The following is an 18981-nucleotide window of genomic DNA, read 5'->3' on the forward strand; positions in this document are numbered from 1 at the left end:
GACAAAACCCGCCCCCCACGTTCGCGGCCCGTCTCGCGTCCGAGGGGTCGAGGCGAAGCGACGAAGTCGCCAGCCTCGACCCCTCGGACGCGAGACACAAGGGGGCCGCGAACCCGCGGCCCCGGCCGCCAATTACAGGGGCCCGCCTGCGGCGATGGCCGACAGGGTGGCGAATTCGTCACCCTTCAGCGAAGCGCCGCCGACCAGCGCGCCGTCGATATCGGTCTGACCGACCAGTTCGCCGACGTTCTTGGCGTTGACCGAACCGCCGTAGAGCACCCTGACCTCGGCGGCGATCTCCGGCGAGGCCAGTTCGGCGAGTTCCTTCCGGATGGCGCCGCAGACTTCCTGCGCGTCCGCGGGCGTGGCGACCTTGCCGGTGCCGATCGCCCAGACCGGTTCGTAGGCGATGACGACCTTCGAGATCTGTTCGGCCGTCAGACCTTTGAGCGAACCGCGCAACTGCTCGAGGTTGTACTCGACGTGGGTGCCCGCCTCGCGCACGTTCAGGCCCTCGCCGATGCACACGATCGGGGTGATCCCGAACTTCAGCGCCTGCTTGGCCTTGGCGAGCACGGTGGCGTCGTCCTCGAGGTGGTATTGCCGCCGTTCCGAGTGGCCGACGACCACGAAACTGCACCCCAGCTTGGCGAGCATGGCGCCGCTGATCTCGCCGGTGTAGGCGCCTTCGTCGTGGGTGGAGACATCCTGCGCACCGTAGGTGAGCAGGAGTTTGTCCCCTTCGACGAGGGTCTGCACGCTGCGCAGGTCGACGAACGGCGGAACGACCGTCACGTCGACCTTGGCGAAATACTTCTCCGGCAGCGCGAAGGCGATCTTCTGGACCAGGGCGATGGCCTCGAGGTGATTGAGGTTCATCTTCCAGTTGCCCGCGATGAGCGGTTTACGTGCCATTACTCGGCCTCTCCCGCTGTGTCTTCGAGAACACTGATGCCGGGCAGTTCCTTACCCTCGAGGTATTCGAGGGAGGCGCCGCCGCCGGTGGAGATGTGCGAGAACCCGTCCTCGGGCAGGCCGAGGGTGCGCACGGCCGCGGCCGAGTCACCGCCGCCGACGACCGTGAACGCGCCCTTGCCGGTCGCGACGACGATCGCCTCGGCGACACCTCGCGTGCCCGCGGCGAACTTCTCGAACTCGAACACGCCCATCGGGCCGTTCCAGAACACCGTCTTCGCCTCGGTCAGCAGCGCGGAGAACCGGCTCACCGACTCGGGGCCGATGTCCAGGCCCATCCAGCCGTCGGGAATCTCGTTGGCGTCGACCACCTTCGACTCCGCGTCGGCGGCGAATCCGTCGGCCACCACGATGTCGCGCGGCAGATGGATGACGTCGGCGTAGCGATCGAGCAGTCCCTTGCAGGTGTCGATCATCTCGTCCTGTTTGAGCGAGTTGCCGACCGAGAAGCCTTGCGCGGCAAGGAAGGTGAAGCACATGCCGCCGCCGATCACCAGGGTGTCGACCTTGGGGGCGAGCGCCTCGATGACGGCCAGCTTGTCCGAGACCTTGGACCCGCCGAGCACCACCGCGGACGGTCGCTGCGCTTCGGCGGTGAGCTTGGCCAGCACCTCGATCTCGGCCGCGACCAGCGTGCCCGCGTAGTGCGGGAGTAGCTGCGCGACGTCGAATACCGACGCCTGCTTGCGGTGTACGACGCCGAAACCGTCGGAGACGAACGCGCCGTCCTCGCCGACCAGTTCGACCAGGGCGGCGGCCAACTTCGCCCGCTCGGCGTCGTCCTTGCTGGTCTCGCGCGGATCGAACCGCACGTTCTCCAGCAGCAGCACGTCACCGTCGGTGAGGCCCTCCGAGCGCGACAGCGCGTCGTACCCGACGACGTCGCCCGCCAGCTGGACGTTGCGGCCCAGCAGTTCGGCCAGCTTCACCGCGACCGGCGCCAGCGAGAACTTCGGATCCGGTTCGCCCTTCGGGCGGCCCAGATGCGCCGTGACGACCACCTTCGCGCCGGCCTCGACCAGCGCCTTCAGGGTCGGCACCGACGCGATGATGCGCCCGGGATCGGTGATCTGTCCGTTGTCGTCGAGAGGGACGTTCAGATCGGAGCGCACGAGTACGCCCCGACCCTCGACACCCTCCGCCAGGAGATCCTGGAGTGTCTTGACGCCCATATGTCAGAGCGACTTGCCGACGAGACCGATGAGGTCAGCGAGGCGGTTGGAGTAGCCCCACTCGTTGTCGTACCAGGAGACGACCTTGACCTGGTTGTCGATCACCTTGGTCAGCGGCGCGTCGTAGATCGACGAGTGCGGATCGGTGACGATGTCGCTGGACACGATCGGGTCCACGTTGTACTTCAGGATGCCCTTGAGCGGGCCCTCGGCGGCGGCCTTGTAGGCGGCGTTGATCTCGTCGACGGTGGCCGACTTGCGCAGCGTCGCGGTGAGGTCGGTGACCGAACCCGTGGGGACCGGCACGCGCAGCGCGTAGCCGTCGAGCTTGCCCTGCAACTCCGGGAGCACCAGGCCGATCGCCTTGGCCGCTCCGGTGCCGGTGGGCACGATGTTCAGCGCGGCCGCGCGGGCGCGACGCAGGTCGCTGTGGGGGGCGTCCTGCAGGTTCTGGTCCTGGGTGTAGGCGTGGATCGTGGTCATCAGGCCACGCTCGATGCCGAACTCGTCGTTGAGGACCTTGGCCAGCGGGCCGAGGCAGTTCGTGGTGCACGAGGCGTTCGAGATGATGTTCTGGCTGCCGTCGTACTGGTGATCGTTGACGCCGAGGACCACGGTGAGGTCCTCGCCCTTGGCGGGGGCGGAGATGATGACCTTCTTGGCGCCCGCCGCCAGGTGGCCCTTGGCCTTGGTGGCGTCGGTGAAGATACCGGTCGACTCGACGACCACGTCGACGCCGAGGTCGCCCCACGGCAGCGCCGCCGGGCCCTCCTTGATGGCCAGCGCCTTGATGCGCTGGTCGCCGACCACGATGGTGTCGTCGCCGTCCAAGGACACGTCCTGCGGCAAGCGGCCGAGGATCGAGTCGTACTTGAGCAGCGTGGCGAGAGTCGCGTTGTCGGTGAGGTCGTTGACCGCGACGATCTCGATGTCGGTGGTGCCGAGCGCCTTCTGCGCCTCCACCGCCCGGAAGAAGTTACGTCCGATACGACCGAAGCCGTTGATGCCTACCCGGACAGTCACGTTATCGCTCCTCAGCTTTCAAGCGGATTCATTCCGATGCCCCACTCACCCTAATGCCCTGCGCCGATCTCCCCGACATGCACCTGGCATTCATGAGCTCGCACGACGCGACCGCAACACGGACGAAACACGACCGGCCGGGCGCGCCGTGTGTTCTCACGGTGTGCCCGGCCGGTCGTGGCAATCGGTGTGCTGAACGCGGCGCTGCTACGCCTCGTCGAGTAGTTCGGCGGTGACCGCGGATTCGGTATCCGGAATGCCCAACTCCTTGGCCCGCCGGTCCGCCATCGACAACAACCGCCTGATCCGGCCCGCGACCGCGTCCTTGGTCATGGGCGGATCGGCCAGCTGGCCGAGTTCCTCCAGCGACGCCTGCCGGTGCTGTACGCGCAGTTTGCCCGCGGCGGCCAGATGGTCGGGCACGTCCTCGCCGAGAATTTCCAGCGCGCGTTCCACCCTGGCGGCCGCGGCGACCGCGGCACGGGCCGAACGGCGCAGATTCGCGTCGTCGAAATTGGCCAACCGGTTCGCCGTCGCCCTGACCTCGCGCCGCATCCGGCGCTCCTCCCAGGTGAGCCGGGTGTCCTGCGCGCCCATCCTGGTCAACAGCGCGCCGATCGCCTCACCGTCGCGGACCACGACCCGGTCGGTGCCGCGCACCTCGCGGGCCTTGGCCGTGATGCCGAGCCGCCGAGCCGCGCCGACCAGCGCCAGCGCCGCCTCCGGACCCGGGCAGCTGACCTCGAGCGCCGAGGAGCGCCCCGGTTCGGTGAGCGAGCCGTGCGCGAGAAACGCACCGCGCCAGGCTGCTTCGGCGTCGGCGATACTGCCGCCGACCACCTGCGCGGGCAATCCGCGCACCGGACGGCCGCGCACGTCGAGCAGGCCGGTCTGGCGCGCCAGCGCCTCGCCCTCCTTCGACACCCGCACCACGTACCGCGAGGTCTTACGCAGGCCGCCCGCTCCGAGTACGTGTACGTCGGACCCGTACCCGTACAGCTCGAAGATCTCCCGGCGTAGCCGTCGCGCGATGGATCCCATGTCCACCTCGGCCTCGACGATCACCCGCCCGCCGACGATATGCAGGCCGCCCGCGAACCTCAGCAACGCGGACAACTCCGCCTTGCGGGAACTCACCTGCGACACCGTGAGCCTGCTCAACTCGTCTTTCACTTCGGCTGTCATCGCCACGAGACGCGCTCCTTTCCACCCAACCCGGACCGCACATCCGCGCCCATGTGCCGTCCCTCGACTCGAAGCCCTGCCATTTGCGGCCGAGGTTGCCGGATCAGGTGATCCAGTGCGGCGGCGAGCTTTCCGGGGTCATGCCGGGCCGTCCCCGCTTCGGCGACATCGCTGAAGGTTACCCGGGCCCGCAACTGTTCGGCAGCCCTGGCCACATGTTCGCGTTCCCGGCCCTCAGGAACGCTGTTCGCGTCGACCAGAACTTCGTCTACCACGAATTCCGGTGCGTGCTGGGACAATACGTGCAGGTGTCGTTCGGCGGAGAAGCCCGCGGTCTCGCCGGGCTCCGCCGCGAGATTCAACACGAGGACTTTTCGCGCTCGCGTGTACACCAGCGCGTCGCGTAGTTCGGGCACGAGCACATGCGGAATCACGCTGGTGAACCACGAACCGGGGCCGAGCACAACCACATCGGCGTGCTCGATCGCCGAGGTCGCCTCCGTGCTCGCGGGCGGGTCGGACGGGATCAACCTGACTCGGCGCACCTTGCCCGGCGTCGTCGCCACCGCAACCTGTCCGCGAATGCAGCGGCTCACCCGTGGATCGGCCTCGAGTCCGGAGACGTCGGCCTCGATATCGAGCGCGATCGGCGACATGGGCAGCACGCGGCCGGTGATGCGCAGCATCTTGGCGACCTCGTCGAGCGCCGCGACCGGATCGCCGAGCACTTCGGTGAGGCCCGCCACGATCAGGTTGCCGACCGAATGTCCCGCCAGCGCGCCGGTCCCGCCGAAGCGGTGCTGAACGGTTTTCGTCCACACCCCGTCGGGGTCCTCGGCCAGCGCGGCGAGCGCCATCCTCAGGTCACCCGGCGGTAGCACGCCGAGTTCCGCGCGTAGCCTGCCGGAGGAACCGCCGTCGTCGGCGACCGTGACCACGGCGCAGATCTTGCGCGTCAACCGGCGCACCGCCGTCAACGTCGCGTACAGGCCGTGCCCGCCACCGAGTGCGACGACGGCGGGATTCGATTCCCACCCCGTCATTCGCGCCCCAGATCCCGATGCACGATCCGGACCACATCCGCGGAACCGTCCGATTCCCCGCCGATCGCCTCCCCCAGCGCTTCGGCTATCGCCACGCTGCGGTGTTTGCCTCCGGTGCAGCCCACTGCCACCGTCATGTATCGCTTCCCCTCTTGGCGGTAACCATTCGTCGTCAGATCGACCAGGTGGCGGCAGGTACTCAGATAATCGGCCGCGCCGGGACGCGACAGCACGTACTCGCTGACCACGGTGTCCTGTCCCGAATGTTCCCGGAGTTCCGGAATCCAATGCGGATTGGGTAGAAAACGCACATCCAACACCATGTCGGCGTCCAACGGAACCCCGTATTTGAAACCGAAGGACTGCACGGTCAGCTGGAGAGCGGCAGGCGCGCCGCCGCCGTATGCCTCCTCCATCTTCCTGTGCAGTTGGTGGATCGATAGTTCGGTGGTGTCGATCACCAGATCGGCGGCGGTCTTGACCGGGGACAGCCGGATCCGCTCGGCGGCGATACCCGCCGACAACGTACCGTCGGCGCTCTCGCTCTGCAGCGGATGACGCCGCCTGGCGAAACCGAAGCGCCGGATCAGCACATCGTCGGACGCCTCGAGGAACAGCACCCTCGTGCGCACGCCAAGGGCGCGCAACTGCTCGATCACCACCGTGAGATCGTCGGTGAAGAATCTGCTGCGCACGTCCATGACCAGCGCCAACCGGGTGATCGGTGGCTCGGCCGAGACACCGAGTTCGACCATGCGGCCGAATAATTCGGGTGGCAGATTATCGGTGACATACCAGCCCAGGTCCTCGAGCACCCGCGCGGCTGTACCACGGCCCGCACCGGACAACCCGGTAACGATGACGACCTCGACCTGCTCTTGGAACCGGTTACCCGCGACCTGCCGCGGGCTGCCCGCACTATTGTTCGATTCGACGCGTGTCATGTCCTACCGGATCTGTGTTTTGGGGGCCTCTCGATCATCCCGCACCGGGTTCCGGTATCGGGCGCAGACACACAACGTACGCGATACCGGGGCCGCGGGTGCACTGATGCGCCCGCTAGGTCTCCCGCAATGCCGCGAGGACGGCCTTCGCGGTTGCTACGCCGATGCCCGGTACCTCGGTGATCTGTTCCACCGTCGCCTCCTTCAACTTGGCCACCGACCCGAAATGGGTGACGAGCGCGGTCCGGCGCGCCGCACCGAGCCCGCGCACCGAGTCCAGCGCCGACGCGGTCATCCGGCGCGAGCGTTTGCTGCGGTGGAAGGTGATGGCGAAACGGTGCGCCTCGTCGCGGACCCGTTGCAGCAGAAACAGCGCCTCGCTGTTACGCGGCATGATGACCGGATCCGGCTCGCCCGGCACCCACACCTCCTCCAGTCGCTTCGCCAGACCGATGACCGCAACATCGGTGATGCCGAGTTCGTCGAGCACCTCCGCGGCCGCGGCGACCTGGGGTGCGCCGCCGTCGACGACATACAGGTTGGGCGGGTAGGCGAATTTGCGGGGACGGCCGGTGGTGGGATCTATCCCTGGACGCGAGACGAGGTCGAGGCCCTCGTCCTCGACGCCTCCGGTTCCGACGGCGTTCGGATCGAGGTCACCGGAACCGACGGCGTCGAGTTCGGTGCGTTCCGCCTCGTCGCGCTCCCGGCGCAGACGCGCGAACCGACGACGGGTCACCTCGGCGATACTGCCCACGTCATCGGAGCGGCCGTCTCCCGCCGCCTCCTTGATGGTGTAGTGGCGGTATTCGGATTTGCGGGCCAGGCCGTCCTCGAAGACGACGAGCGAGGCCACGACATCGGTGCCCTGTACGTGGCTGATGTCCACACACTCGATCCGCAGCGGCGCGCTGTCGAGTTCGAGAGCGTCCTGGATGTCCTGGAGCGCGGCCGACCGCGACGTCAGGTCGCCCGCGCGTTTCAGTTTGTGCTGGGCCAGCGCTTCCTTCGCGTTGCGTTCCACGGTTTCGGCGAGTGCCTTCTTGTCCCCGCGCTGCGGCACCCGCAAACGCACCGCCGAACCACGCAGGCTGCCGAGCCATTCCTGGATCTGGTCGGCGTCGGCGGGCAGATCGGGGACGAGCACCTCGCGTGGCACCACCGCCGCGGACTGTTCGTCGGGGCTCTGGTCGACGTAGGAGGCCTGCTCGCCGTAGAACTGGGTGAGGAACTGTTCGACGAGCGCGGCCATCTCGCCGCCGCCCTCGGGCGCGTCGACGGCGTCGCCGGATTTGTCCACCACCCAGCCGCGCTGACCGCGCACCCGGCCGTCGCGCACGTGGAAGATCTGGACCGCGGCCTCCAATTCGTCGGTGGCGAAGGCGATCACGTCGGCGTCGGTTCCGGTGCCGAGCACCACCGCCTGCTTCTCCAGCGCCCGGCGCAGCGCCTGCACATCGTCGCGCAGCCGCGCGGCGGTCTCGAAATCCAGTTCCTCGGCGGCGTCGTGCATGCGGCGCTCGAGTTCGCGGACCATCCTGTCGGTGCGTCCGGCGAGGAAGTCGCAGAAGTCCTCCACGATCCGGCGGTGCTCGTCGGCGCTGACCCGGCCGATGCAGGGCGCCGAGCATTTGTCGATATAGCCGAGCAGGCAAGGACGCCCGATCTGGCTGTGGCGCTTGAAGACTCCATTGGAGCAGGTGCGGGCCGGGAAGACGCGCAGCAGCAGATCGAGGGTCTCCCTGATGGCCCAGGCGTGCGCGTAGGGCCCGAAGTAGCGCACACCCTTCTTCCTGGCGCCCCGGTAGACGAACAGCCGCGGATACTCCTCGTTCAAGGTCACCGCGAGCACCGGATAGGACTTGTCGTCGCGGTACCTGACGTTGAATCGCGGATCGAATTCCTTGATCCAGTTGTATTCGAGTTGCAGCGCCTCCACCTCGGTGGAGACGACCGTCCATTCCACGGACGCCGCGGTGGTGACCATCTGCCTGGTTCGCGGATGCAGCGACACCACGTCGGCGAAATAGGAATTCAGCCTGCCGCGCAGACTCTTGGCCTTACCGACGTAGATGACCCGACCGTGTGCGTCCCGGAATTTGTAGACACCGGGTTGCACCGGAATCGTGCCCGGCGCGGGACGGTACGTCGCTGGATCTGCCACCGGACAAGCCTATCGACGCGGTCCGACAGCTCCCGCGTCGGCGGCGGACCTAGCCGCCCGATCCGGTCGGCGCGTCAGCCCTGTTCGTCGTCGGTGAACCACGCCACGGCCTGCGGACGCCGCAGCAGGTAGATCAGCATCGCCGAGGTACCCCACACGTAGAGCACGGTGAGCACGACGATCACCCCGAGGTCGGTGGCGCCGATGATGTGCAGGCCGAGCAGGATCTGCACCGTGGCGAGCACGAGCACGCTCTTGCGCAACGACGCGTCGCCGGAGCGGAAGCCGAACGCGAGCAGCCCGATCAGCAGACTCGGCGCGAAATGCAGTGCCGCGGTGACGGCGGCGTCACCGCCGAGCGTCAGCCCCAGCGCCGCCGGGTAGAGAATTCCGAATCCGGCCAGTCCGAGCGCCGCTTCGCGCGCCTCGCGCACGGGGCCCGGCATCGGTACCGCCGAATGGAATCGAGCGGAATCTGTGAAAGTAACCACGGGCAACTCCCAGTTCGAACACGCCCCCTCGGACGCACGAGACGGAACGCTAATTCACATCCCGCGTCCGGACATGATAGTCCGCTACAGTGTGATCCAGCTCACTTTTCGAGGAAATCGCGTGCGGGATCATCATCCGACCTGCATGAATCCGCGCGCCGACCTCGGCGCACTCGCCGGTCCGTCGAGAGTGGAGCGTGCGCGGATCAGCGGGCAGGAGGGACGCACACCGTCAACTTCCAGCATCGGCCACGACCAGGGGATTCCGGCCGACGCGCGACCTCGCGCACGACCGACGACGCTCGGCCTCGCACGACCACCGAGGGCGGTGCCGCCCGGGTGATCCGGACGGACGAACGACGCCCGGCTTCGCGCACGACCAGCGACACTCGGCCCCCGCACCACCACCGACACTCGGCTTCGCGCACCCCCAGGACGGCACTGCCCGGGTGATTCCGGCGGACGAACGGGTATCCATGTTCGGAACCGCCGAGCCTCCACGCTCCGGAGAAGCACGAGCCACTCCCGCCCACCCCCGAGGATCCGCCGCATCCGACGGGGGCGCATAGAAGGACGAGAACTGATGTCGCACAGATCAATTCGTGCCGCACGGCGACGTGCGCCCGCCCGCCGCGCCGGGTATCCGAGCGCGCCCCGGAATGCCGCCGAAACCGACGTCCCCACCGGGAGCGACGGTTACAGTCGGGGGATGACGCGAGCACGGCACGCCTGGACCGGGATGACGGCGGCCACGCTGCTCACCGTGGGACTGCTGAGTGGTTGTTCCTCCGAGGACGATTCGGCGGCCGAATGCGTCGCGACACCGAACGGCACCCCGGTGTCGGCGGCACCGTCGGCGGGCGGCGCGAACACCTCCACCAACATCAGCACCAATCCCGAGATCGCCTCCGGGTACCGCTCCGGGATGAGCGCGGTGCGCACCGGCAGTTTCGCGGTCTCCACCGCCAATCCGATCTCGACCAAGGCCGCCTGCGAGGTACTGCGCAGCGGCGGCACCGCCGCGGACGCGCTCGTCGCCGCGCAGATGGTCCTCGGATTGGTCGAACCGCAGGCCTCGGGAATCGGCGGCGGCGCGTTCCTGCTCTACTACGACGCCGCGAGCCGCAACATCGAGGCCTACGACGGCCGCGAGACCGCGCCCGCCGCGGCCACCGAGAACTACCTGCGCTGGGTCAGCGACACGAACCGGACCGAACCCGCGCCGAACACCCGGGCCAGCGGCCGCTCGATCGGCGTGCCCGGAGTGCTGCGCCTGCTCGAACAGACGCACCTGGAACACGGCAAACTCACCTGGCGCGAACTGTTCGATCCAGCCGTCGGGCTGGCCGACCGGGGTTTCCCCATCGGCGCCAGGCTCGCGGGCCAGATCGCCGAGTCGGCGAAGGATCTCGCCGGTGACGACAGCGCGAAGGCGTATTTCCTGAACCCCGACGGGAGCCCGAAAACCGTCGACACCATGCTGACCAATCCCGCGATGTCGAAAACCCTCGGCGCCATCGCCTCCGAGGGCGCGCAGGCCTTCTACACCGGCGCCATCGCCGAGGACATCGTCGCGGCCGTCGGTTCCGGCGCGGGCGGACGCACCCCGGGACAGATCACCGCGGCCGATCTCGCCGGATACCAGGCCAAGAAACGCACGGCGCTGTGCACCGAATACCGGGGACGCGAGATCTGCGGTATGCCCGCGCCCTCCTCCGGTGGATCGACGGTCGCGGCGACGCTCGGCATCCTGGAGAATTTCGATCTCGCCGCGCTGCGGCCCGACGGTGTCGACGCGAACGGCGGTAAGCCGCGCGCCGAGGCGGTACATCTGATCTCGGAGGCGGAGCGGCTGGCCTACGCGGACCGCAACAAATACGTCGCCGACACCGATTTCGTTCCGCTGCCGGGTAATTCGGCCCAATCACTGGTGAACAAGGACTACCTGAGGCAGCGATCGGGGCTGATCGGCCTCGGACGCAGCATGGGCACCGCGCAGCCGGGCGATCTCGGTCCGGTCCCCCTCGGCGTCGGCCCGCAACCGCCCGAGCACGGAACCAGCCATATCTCGGTGGTCGACAAATACGGCAACGCCGCGGCGATGACCACCACCGTCGAATCGGCCTTCGGCTCGTTCCACCTGGTCGACGGCTTCGTCCTGAACAATCAGCTCACCGACTTCTCCGCCGATCCGCTCGGCCCGGACGGCATCCCGGTCGCCAACCGGCTACAGCCGAACAAACGTCCGCGCAGTTCGATGAGCCCCACCTTGGTCTTCGATCGCGCGCCCGACGGATCACGCGGTGACCTGACCTATGTCACCGGCTCCCCCGGTGGCTCGGTCATCATCCAGTTCGTGGTGAAAACACTGGTCGGCATGCTGGATTGGGCGCTGGATCCGCAACAGGCGGTCTCGGCGGTGTCGTTCGGCGCGGGCAACGGCCCGGCCACCGGGGTCGGCGGCGAACATCCGGCCATCGACGCCTCCGACAACGGCGATCACGACCCGCTGGTGCGGCGATTGCGGGAATTGGGTCATCAGGTGTCGGTCGCCCCGCAATCCAGCGGTCTCAGCGCCCTGCACCGGGACGGCACCGGCTGGATCGGCGGCGCGGACCCCCGTCGCGAGGGTGCGGTGCTGGGCGACAGTCCACGCTGACCCCGACCGGCGGCACTATCCAGCGACCGTCACCGCCTACCTCGCGCGCGACATCGGGTAGATGGTGGTGGCGGGGTCGAGGACCAGATCGTCCCCGCGCCGGAAGCCGAACCGTTCGTAGAACGCCACATTCTCGAATCTCGTCGAGACGAGGAAGGCCTGCGGCACCTCCTCGGTCAATCGCCGCGCGAGCAGGGCCGACGCGTGGCCACGGCCCTGGAGATCCGGGCGTGTGCCGATCGCGGCCAGGTACAGGTGCGGCGTGCGCGGTCGAGTGGCGTCGATGCGGCGGACAGCGGGCAATGCCAGGGGCAGGCCACGGCCGAGCGCCCGCAGCAGGGTGAACGGTTTCGCGATCGGCGACTCGACATGTTCCGGCTCCCACAGCGCGATACATGCCGGGTCGCCCGCCTCGTCGTGGACGGTGTCGACCAGCCCCCTGCGCAGCCGCGAGGCGATGCGTGATTCCCAGAAATACGGCAACGCCTGTCGACGGCGCAGCGGATCGGGCCAGAACAGTGTCATCAGTGGGTCGTCGGCGAAAGCGTCGGCGAGGACCTGCGCGCCCGGCATCATGGCCGCGAGAATACGGGCCGGGGGTCGGTCAGGGGTTGGGATGTTCTTCGGTGACGCCGTATTCGCGACCGAGTTCGCGCAACCGGTCCATCGCCCGCGCCGCGCGCTCGCCGTCGTTGGACCGAATCGCCAGCATCGGGACGTAGTCGTCGTTCACGAGTTCGAGGCGAGCCCAGGACTTCCGGTCGGGAAAGCTCACACCGCGAATATGTTCCCACCCGAATTCGTTGTCGCCCAGCACATTACGCACCGAAACACCGCGCTTGCCCGCCCGTACCCGAGGCCGGGTGAGCATCAGCACCCCCGCGGCCAGGAGTAGGCCGATCGACACCATCGCGACCTGGTCGATCACCCGGAAGGTCACGCCGGTCGAGCCGGAACGCAACCAGATCCCGCCGATACCGAACACGATGATCAGCTTCACGGCCACGATCCGGGCGGTCAGTACCGCCCGGCGCGGACGCACTTCCAGATCCCACACCGGATCGGCCTCGTCCGCCGGGGAATCGCGCTTCGACACGTCGATGGCAGGCATCCGTCTACGCCGACTGTCTCAGGGCGCGCAGCGTGAGCGCGGCATCGAGCGCCGCGGCGCAGGCCTGCTCGCCCTTGTCCTCGGCCGAACCCGGCAGCCCGGCGCGGTCGAGCGCCTGCTCCTCGGTATTCGTCGTCAGCACGCCGTTGGCGACCGGGGTCGACTCGTCCAGCGAAACCCTCGTCAGACCGGCCGTCACCGCGTCACAGACATATTCGAAATGCGGTGTGCCGCCACGGATCACCACGCCGAGCGCGACGACGGCGTCATGGGTGCGAGCCAACTCCTGGGCGACGACGGGCAGTTCCATCGCACCGGCGCAGCGCACCACGGTCACCTGCTCGACGCCGGCTTCCTTCGCCACCCGTTCGGCATTCGCCACCAGGGTGTCGCAGATGGTGGTGTGCCAGCGCGAGGCCACGATGCCGAGTTTGAGATCCTTGGCATCCGACAGCTCGAAGCTGGGTACGCCGGTGCCGCTCATCGTTGTCCGCCTTTTCGGTGCGTGGTTGGCATTGCTGTCGGCTCCCCTACTGCGCGGTCTCGCCCAGATCGAGTTCGTCGAGTCCGATCAGGTCGTGGCCCATCCGATCGCGCTTGGTCCGCAGGTAGCGCAGATTCTCGGCGTTGGCGCGCAGCGGCATCGGCACCCGCTCGGTGATCCGCAGACCGTAGCCGTCGAGACCGACCCGCTTGGCCGGATTGTTGGTGAGCAGCCGCATCGACCGGATTCCGAGGTCGACCAGGATCTGAGCGCCGGTGCCGTAGTCGCGCGCGTCGGCGGGCAGGCCCAGTTCGAGATTCGCGTCGACGGTGTCGTGACCGGAATCCTGGAGCTGGTAGGCCTGCAATTTGTGCATGAGGCCGATGCCGCGCCCCTCGTGTCCGCGCATGTACAGCACCACGCCGCGGCCCTCGGCCGCCACCAATTCCAGCGCGCCGTCCAGCTGTGGTCCGCAGTCGCAGCGCAGCGAGCCGAAGACGTCGCCGGTCAGGCATTCCGAATGCACGCGGACCAGGACGTCCTCGCCATCGGTGATATCGCCGCGCACCAGCGCGACGTGCTCGACCTCGTCGTAGATGCTCTGGTAACCGACGGCCATGAACTCACCGTGCGCGGTCGGGATACGCGCCTCGGCCACCCGGATGACCTGCTTCTCGTGCTTGCGGCGCCAAGCGATCATGCTGGCGATGGAGATCAGCGCCAGATCGTGCTCGTCGGCGAAGATCCGCAGTTCCTCGGTGCGGGCCATGTGGCCCTCGTCCTTCTGGCTGACGATCTCGCAGATCACACCGGCCGGGCGCAGACCCGCCATCCGGGACAGGTCGACCGCGGCCTCGGTGTGACCGGGCCTGCGCAGTACGCCGCCGTCCTTGGCGCGCAACGGCACGACGTGACCGGGGCGGGTCAGGTCGTCGGCCTTGGCGTTGGGGTCGGCGAGCAGACGCATGGTGGTGGCACGGTCGGCGCCGGAGATACCCGTGGTGATGCCCTCCCTGGCATCGACCGAGACGGTGTAGGCGGTGCCGTGCTTGTCCTGGTTCTGCGCGTACATCGGCGGCAGTCCGAGACGGTCGCAGTCGTCACCCATCAGGGGCACGCAGATATATCCGGAGGTGTAGCGAATCATGAAGGCCACGAGTTCGGGGGTGGCCTTCTCTGCCGCGAAGATGAGGTCGCCCTCGTTCTCGCGGTCCTCGTCGTCGACGACAACGACGGCTTTACCGGCGGCGATATCGGCGACTGCGCGCTCGATGGTGTCGAACCTGGTCACGTCTGTTGCGCTCCATCTCGAAATAGGTGCCTCACTACAGTAAGGCCTTGACCGTGCGCGCGGGTCGGCGCGTCCGCCGGTGTGGGATCGCCCACGACGGAATCAGCCACGCTGCTGTAAGCGCTCCACATACTTGGCGATGACGTCCACTTCGAGGTTGACCGTGGTGCCGACGCTCGCGGCGCCGAGATTGGTCATCGCCAGGGTGGTCGGGATGAGCGAGACCTCGAACCAGTCCAGGCTGCCGTCGGCCGCACGCTCGTCCGCGATGCCGAGACCGGAGACCGTCAGCGAGATGCCGTCGACGGTGATGGAACCCTTCTCGACGACATAGCGGGCGACGGCGTCGGGCAGCGAGATCCGCACCACTTCCCAGTTCTCCGAGGGCGTGCGGGCGAGCACCGTGCCCGTGCCGTCGACGTGCCCCTGCACCAGGTGTCCGCCGAGACGGCTGTTCAGCGCCGCCGCGCGCTCCAGGTTGACTCCCGATCCGGTGTCGAGACCGCCGATGCTGGATCGATTCAGCGTCTCCTGCATCACGTCGACGGTGAACGAATCGCCGTCGACGACATCGACGACGGTCAGGCAGACGCCGTTGACCGCGATCGAATCACCGTGCCCGGCATCGGAGGTCACCAGTTTGCCCTTGATCGTGAGGCGGGCGGCGTCGGCCAACCGTTCGACCGCGACGATCTCGCCCAATTCCTCGACGATGCCTGTGAACATCGGTGACACTCCTGTCGCGTGGTGTACGTACGAACTGCGAAACAGCCGGAACCCGTGCCGCTATTCCCGGGGCACGCGGCGATCGTGGTCCCTGACCAGCCTAACGACGCCGAGTCGTAGGCGGCGGGCGCGGGTCGGCGGCGACCGCCGAACCACCGGGGGGACAAAACCGACCGAATGCGTGCCGAATTCCCCGGTAACGACCGGACAACTCTCCCGGAACAAGGCGGAGTGTCGCCGTTCATCCGACGGCGACAATCATTGAGACACGTTTTGGAAACCGAGCGGATGAATTTCACACACCCGCGCTAGCATCGATTACCGGGTGGTACCCATCCCGAACACGCTTACACTTTCAACTTGCGCGCCGACCGTGACGGACGCAATATTGTTATGTAGCCCATTCCTACCGTTCAACTTCTGATCCGAGCAGTTCAGCGTGGAGCTCTTCGCCCCGTGGTGCCGCCACTACCGGGGAGTACGACACCGACGAACACCAACACTCGAGGGAAGTATGAAACCCGTGGGTCCGAACGAGTTCTGCACAGCCGGGGGTGTCGCGTGACCATTTCTCTCGATTCGACGCTGGAAGTGCGTTGCGTGCAGTATCGACGCGAATTCCATATGCCCGCGTCGATCGATCCGACATCGCGGCGAATCCTGCTTCATATAGGAACCCATTACGGCGCGATAACAATGCCGAGCGACCTCGGCGAACAGGTGCGCGCGCACTTGAGCCGAGCGGGCATTGTCGCGCCCGTCGTCGACCATCCCAGGGCCAAGCGCTGGACCTTCATCACCGGCCCGGCACAACCCGAGGGACTCGGGGCGGCGGTCTCCGCCGAACTGTTCCGGCTGTACGCGACCGTGGCCTGCACCGGCTGCCAGGTCGTGCTGCCCTCGCCGGAGGACGAGCGCACCGGCTACCGCACCTGGATCGAGCCGCCGCCCGACAGCGCGGCCGCCCTGCCACCGCTCGAGGCGGTGATCGAGGCGGCTCGCACCCTCGGCACGCGCAAATCACCGGCGCGCTAACGGAATTCGAGCGACGCTCAGGCGCGGTGCGCTGCCGAGCTCAGGCGCGGTGCGCTGCCGAGCTCAGGCGCGGTGCGCCACGGCCTTGCGTCGCAGCGCCTCGACCGTGGCCGCGGGATCTGCCGTGTTGTACACCGCGGATCCGGCGACGAAACAGTCGATTCCCGCCTCCGCGGCCTGCTCGATGGTGTCGGCGTTGATACCGCCGTCGATCTCCACGATCAACCGCAGCTCCCCCGCGTCGACCAGGCTGCGCACGATCCGCGCCTTGTCCAGCACGTGCGTGATGAACGACTGCCCGCCGAATCCCGGCTCCACACTCATCACCAGCAAGGTGTCGAATTCCCGCAGGATCTCCAGGTACGGCTCGATGGGTGTGTTCGGTTTCACCGAGAGCCCCGCCTTCGCGCCCGCCGCGCGGATATCGCGGGCCACCGCGATCGGATCGTCGGTCGCCTCGGCGTGGAACGTGACGTTGTGCGCGCCCGCCTCGGCGTACGGCGGCGCCCACCGGCCCGGATCCTCGATCATCAGGTGGCAGTCCAGCGGGATGTCGGTGGCCTTCAGCAGGCTGTGCACCACGGGCAGACCGAGGGTCAGGTTGGGCACGAAATGCGCGTCCATGACGTCGACGTGCAGCCAGTCCGCGCCCGACACGGCGCGGGCCTCGTCCGCGAGATGCGCGAAGTCGGCGGAGAGTATGGACGGGGCGATCATCGGCTCGGCCGGGCGAGAGAAGGTCACATCGCGGGAGTGTACCGAGGCCGGTAGAACCCCGGATCCGCAGGCGCGGACCCGGACATCGATGGGCGCGCGCAGCACAAACGGTGATTGCCCGCGCCGCGAGTGGGTAGCCTTCTCAGGGTGATCAACATTTCGGCGGAACAGGGGATCTACAGCACCCCGGTGGAGATTCGGGTGGCCGCATCGGTCACACAGCTGCCCATCGTGCGCGGGCTCGCCGAAACCCTCGTCCTACTCAGCGATTTCACGCTGGACGAGGTAGCCGACATCAGACTCGCGGTAGACGAGGTGTGTTCGACCTTGATCGCGGTCGCGTTGCCGGAGACGAGCCTGCTGTGCCGGTTCACCATCGGTGAGGCCGAGCTGCTCGTGCACGTCAGCGGAATCGCGGCAAATGAGGGGCTACCCGACCAGCGCAGCTTCGGGTGGCATGTCCTGCGCACCCTGACCGATTCGGTCGAAGCTACCCAGAACCCCTACGACTCGACGGCTTCCGGATATCCGACGACGGTCGAGTTCCGTCGGGTCCGGGGGAAGGCGTAGTGGCGGAGCAGGACACCGAGCAGGAGCACGACATCGAGCACGAGCGCGACGCCGATTCGGTGACCACCGAGGAGCGCGTCGAGATCACCGATGGCGAGGATGCCGAGAACCCGGGACACCCCGAAAACACCTCGAACTCCGAAGGCGCCGAGGATGCCGACAGCGCGGAGGACCCCGACGAGGCCGAAGATGCCGAGACCGTCCAGGAGGTCGGGTCGGTCTCGGGGGGATACGACGACCTCGCCGCCATCTTCGAACGTCTCGCCGTGGCCGAGCCCGGCACCGCCAGGCACGCCGCGATCCGCGGGGAACTGATCAGCCGCTGCATCCCGCTCGCGGATCACATCGCGCGCAAGTTCAGCGGGCGCGGCGAACCGTTCGACGACCTCACCCAGGTGGCGCGCGTCGGTCTGGTGCACGCGGTCGACCGCTTCGATGTGAGCCGCGGCTCCAATTTCCTGTCGTTCGCGGTGCCGACCATCATGGGCGAGGTCAGGCGGTACTTCCGCGACAACACCTGGGCCATGCGGGTTCCGCGGCGGGTCAAGGAGACGCACCTGCGGATCGGCGCGGCGATCGACTCGCTGTCACAGACGCTCGGGCGTTCGCCGACGGCCAAGGAGATCGCGGCCGAACTCGACGTCGACCCGGACGAGGTGACCCAGGCCGTCATCGCGGGTAACGCCTATCAGCCCAGTTCGATCGACGCGGCCTCGCTCGGGCGCGATACCGACGCCTCCCTGCTCGACACCCTGGGCGAAGAGGAATCGCAGTTCGACCGCGTCGAGGAATACGTGGCGATCCGGCCGCTGCTGGCCGGACTGCCCGAACGCGAGCGCCGCATCCTGACCATGCGGTTCTTCGAATCCATGACCCAGACCCAGATCGCCCAGCAGATGGGCATCTCGCAGATGCACGTCTCGCGAATCCTCGCGAAAACCCTCGCCCGCCTGCGGGAACTGTCCCAGCGCGAGTGAACGCGGAACGCCCGAGGTCCTATCGGGTGCTTTCGCGTCGCCCGCGCGGTTTCGCGGGGGCGGCCAGCCACCAGGCGGCGTCGAGCATCTCCCGGAGCTGCTCGGGCGCGATCCGGTCGAGATCGATCAGGATGTAGGGATACCCGTCGTAGTGCGGGGTCGTGTAGAACGCCGGGTCGCCCGAGGCGAGCAGCGCCGCCTTCTCCTCGAGCTCACACCGCAGCGCCAGACCGCCCTCCGCCTCCGTGCGTAATCGGGCGAACCCCTTCGCACCCACCTTCAGCGCCGGACTACGCCACCACGTCGACTCGGTGACCTCGGGGAGTTCGGTCGCCATCGAGACGACCTGCTGCCAACTCAGAGCCATGAACCCAGTCTCCCGCGTCGACGGCGGCCCGGCTTGGACGAATGGAA

General features: G+C 67.7%; 19 protein-coding genes. 4 read left to right on the plus strand and 15 right to left on the minus strand.

Features of this window, described 5'->3' with window-relative positions; genetic code table 11:
- Positions 1-132: 132 nt before the first annotated feature.
- The 8 genes from tpiA to JZ792_RS18275 form a co-directional block, all read right to left on the minus strand.
- Positions 133-915 (minus strand): triose-phosphate isomerase, encoded by a 783-nt coding sequence (gene tpiA, locus JZ792_RS18240; protein ID WP_216911666.1) that lies wholly within the window; start codon positions 913-915, stop codon positions 133-135.
- Entirely contained in the window at positions 915-2147 is a 1233-nt protein-coding gene (locus JZ792_RS18245) for a phosphoglycerate kinase (protein ID WP_216911667.1), read from the minus strand. The genes tpiA and JZ792_RS18245 overlap by 1 nt, the downstream gene beginning before the upstream one ends.
- A 3-nt stretch (positions 2148-2150) precedes the next feature.
- The gene (gene gap, locus JZ792_RS18250; RefSeq protein ID WP_216911668.1) at positions 2151-3170 is read right to left on the minus strand and encodes a type I glyceraldehyde-3-phosphate dehydrogenase; all 1020 of its coding nucleotides are present in this window, start codon (positions 3168-3170) and stop codon (positions 2151-2153) included.
- Between the two features lie 207 nt (positions 3171-3377).
- A complete protein-coding gene (gene whiA / locus JZ792_RS18255) occupies positions 3378-4355 on the minus strand; it encodes a DNA-binding protein WhiA (RefSeq protein WP_198654415.1) in 978 nt (325 codons plus the stop codon).
- Positions 4352-5398, minus strand: coding sequence for a gluconeogenesis factor YvcK family protein (locus JZ792_RS18260; RefSeq protein ID WP_216911669.1), 1047 nt, complete (start codon positions 5396-5398; stop codon positions 4352-4354). Before JZ792_RS18260 ends, whiA begins: the two co-directional genes overlap by 4 nt.
- The gene (gene rapZ, locus JZ792_RS18265) at positions 5395-6342 is read right to left on the minus strand and encodes an RNase adapter RapZ (protein WP_109526906.1); all 948 of its coding nucleotides are present in this window, start codon (positions 6340-6342) and stop codon (positions 5395-5397) included. The genes JZ792_RS18260 and rapZ overlap by 4 nt, the downstream gene beginning before the upstream one ends.
- 115 nt (positions 6343-6457) lie before the next feature.
- Positions 6458-8506 carry an excinuclease ABC subunit UvrC gene (gene uvrC / locus JZ792_RS18270; RefSeq protein ID WP_216911670.1) on the minus strand — a complete coding sequence of 683 codons (2049 nt, stop codon included), beginning with the start codon at positions 8504-8506 and terminating at the stop codon, positions 6458-6460.
- Positions 8507-8580: 74 nt separating this feature from the next.
- Entirely contained in the window at positions 8581-8997 is a 417-nt protein-coding gene (locus JZ792_RS18275) for a hypothetical protein (protein ID WP_216911671.1), read from the minus strand.
- A gap of 709 nt (positions 8998-9706) precedes the next feature.
- Between JZ792_RS18275 and JZ792_RS18280 the strand changes: the two genes are divergently transcribed.
- On the plus strand, positions 9707-11656 hold the full coding sequence (locus tag JZ792_RS18280; protein ID WP_216911672.1) for a gamma-glutamyltransferase family protein: 1950 nt from the start codon (positions 9707-9709) through the stop codon (positions 11654-11656).
- 36 nt (positions 11657-11692) lie between these two features.
- Here the strand turns inward: JZ792_RS18280 and JZ792_RS18285 are convergent, their stop codons facing one another.
- From JZ792_RS18285 to JZ792_RS18305, 5 genes are all read right to left on the minus strand, one after another.
- Positions 11693-12232, minus strand: coding sequence for a GNAT family N-acetyltransferase (locus tag JZ792_RS18285; protein ID WP_216911673.1), 540 nt, complete (start codon positions 12230-12232; stop codon positions 11693-11695).
- Positions 12233-12260: 28 nt separating this feature from the next.
- Positions 12261-12767: a PH domain-containing protein gene (locus JZ792_RS18290; RefSeq protein ID WP_216911674.1), complete on the minus strand. Its 507-nt coding sequence runs from the start codon at positions 12765-12767 to the stop codon at positions 12261-12263.
- A 4-nt stretch (positions 12768-12771) separates the two neighbouring features.
- On the minus strand, positions 12772-13251 hold the full coding sequence (gene ribH / locus JZ792_RS18295) for a 6,7-dimethyl-8-ribityllumazine synthase (RefSeq protein WP_109526900.1): 480 nt from the start codon (positions 13249-13251) through the stop codon (positions 12772-12774).
- Between the two features lie 46 nt (positions 13252-13297).
- Complete coding sequence (locus JZ792_RS18300; protein ID WP_109526899.1) at positions 13298-14542, minus strand: bifunctional 3,4-dihydroxy-2-butanone-4-phosphate synthase/GTP cyclohydrolase II; 1245 nt, start codon at positions 14540-14542, stop codon at positions 13298-13300.
- 102 nt (positions 14543-14644) lie between these two features.
- On the minus strand, positions 14645-15268 hold the full coding sequence (locus tag JZ792_RS18305; RefSeq protein WP_216911675.1) for a riboflavin synthase: 624 nt from the start codon (positions 15266-15268) through the stop codon (positions 14645-14647).
- Positions 15269-15829: 561 nt separating this feature from the next.
- On the opposite strand from JZ792_RS18305, the gene JZ792_RS18310 reads away from it, so the two are divergent.
- Positions 15830-16303, plus strand: a complete 474-nt coding sequence (locus tag JZ792_RS18310) for a hypothetical protein (protein WP_216911676.1) — start codon at positions 15830-15832, stop codon at positions 16301-16303.
- 63 nt (positions 16304-16366) lie between these two features.
- Here the strand turns inward: JZ792_RS18310 and rpe are convergent, their stop codons facing one another.
- Positions 16367-17020, minus strand: a complete 654-nt coding sequence (rpe, locus tag JZ792_RS18315; protein ID WP_216911728.1) for a ribulose-phosphate 3-epimerase — start codon at positions 17018-17020, stop codon at positions 16367-16369.
- A gap of 147 nt (positions 17021-17167) precedes the next feature.
- On the opposite strand from rpe, the gene JZ792_RS18320 reads away from it, so the two are divergent.
- Together JZ792_RS18320 and JZ792_RS18325 are read left to right on the plus strand one after the other, a co-directional pair.
- The gene (locus tag JZ792_RS18320) at positions 17168-17590 is read left to right on the plus strand and encodes an ATP-binding protein (RefSeq protein WP_216911677.1); all 423 of its coding nucleotides are present in this window, start codon (positions 17168-17170) and stop codon (positions 17588-17590) included.
- Positions 17590-18567, plus strand: coding sequence for an RNA polymerase sigma factor SigF (locus JZ792_RS18325; RefSeq protein ID WP_438804345.1), 978 nt, complete (start codon positions 17590-17592; stop codon positions 18565-18567). Before JZ792_RS18320 ends, JZ792_RS18325 begins: the two co-directional genes overlap by 1 nt.
- Before the next feature lie 19 nt (positions 18568-18586).
- Here JZ792_RS18325 and JZ792_RS18330 read toward each other — a convergent pair whose 3' ends face one another.
- Positions 18587-18934 carry an MmcQ/YjbR family DNA-binding protein gene (locus JZ792_RS18330; protein WP_216911678.1) on the minus strand — a complete coding sequence of 116 codons (348 nt, stop codon included), beginning with the start codon at positions 18932-18934 and terminating at the stop codon, positions 18587-18589.
- Between the last annotated feature and the right edge of the window lie 47 nt (positions 18935-18981).

This window comes from Nocardia noduli (assembly GCF_019038455.1).
GTDB classification, from domain to species: domain Bacteria; phylum Actinomycetota; class Actinomycetes; order Mycobacteriales; family Mycobacteriaceae; genus Nocardia; species Nocardia noduli.

Coding starts and splice junctions, on each gene's coding strand:
- tpiA (WP_216911666.1), bottom strand. CDS start 915: ATGGCACGTAAACCGCTCATCGCGGGCAACTGGAAGATGAACCTCAAT.
- JZ792_RS18245 (WP_216911667.1), bottom strand. CDS start 2,147: ATGGGCGTCAAGACACTCCAGGATCTCCTGGCGGAGGGTGTCGAGGGT.
- whiA (WP_198654415.1), bottom strand. CDS start 4,355: ATGACAGCCGAAGTGAAAGACGAGTTGAGCAGGCTCACGGTGTCGCAG.
- JZ792_RS18260 (WP_216911669.1), bottom strand. CDS start 5,398: ATGACGGGGTGGGAATCGAATCCCGCCGTCGTCGCACTCGGTGGCGGG.
- rapZ (WP_109526906.1), bottom strand. CDS start 6,342: ATGACACGCGTCGAATCGAACAATAGTGCGGGCAGCCCGCGGCAGGTC.
- JZ792_RS18280 (WP_216911672.1), top strand. CDS start 9,707: ATGACGCGAGCACGGCACGCCTGGACCGGGATGACGGCGGCCACGCTG.
- JZ792_RS18285 (WP_216911673.1), bottom strand. CDS start 12,232: ATGATGCCGGGCGCGCAGGTCCTCGCCGACGCTTTCGCCGACGACCCA.
- JZ792_RS18290 (WP_216911674.1), bottom strand. CDS start 12,767: ATGCCTGCCATCGACGTGTCGAAGCGCGATTCCCCGGCGGACGAGGCC.
- ribH (WP_109526900.1), bottom strand. CDS start 13,251: ATGAGCGGCACCGGCGTACCCAGCTTCGAGCTGTCGGATGCCAAGGAT.
- JZ792_RS18305 (WP_216911675.1), bottom strand. CDS start 15,268: ATGTTCACAGGCATCGTCGAGGAATTGGGCGAGATCGTCGCGGTCGAA.
- rpe (WP_216911728.1), bottom strand. CDS start 17,020: ATGATCGCCCCGTCCATACTCTCCGCCGACTTCGCGCATCTCGCGGAC.
- JZ792_RS18330 (WP_216911678.1), bottom strand. CDS start 18,934: ATGGCTCTGAGTTGGCAGCAGGTCGTCTCGATGGCGACCGAACTCCCC.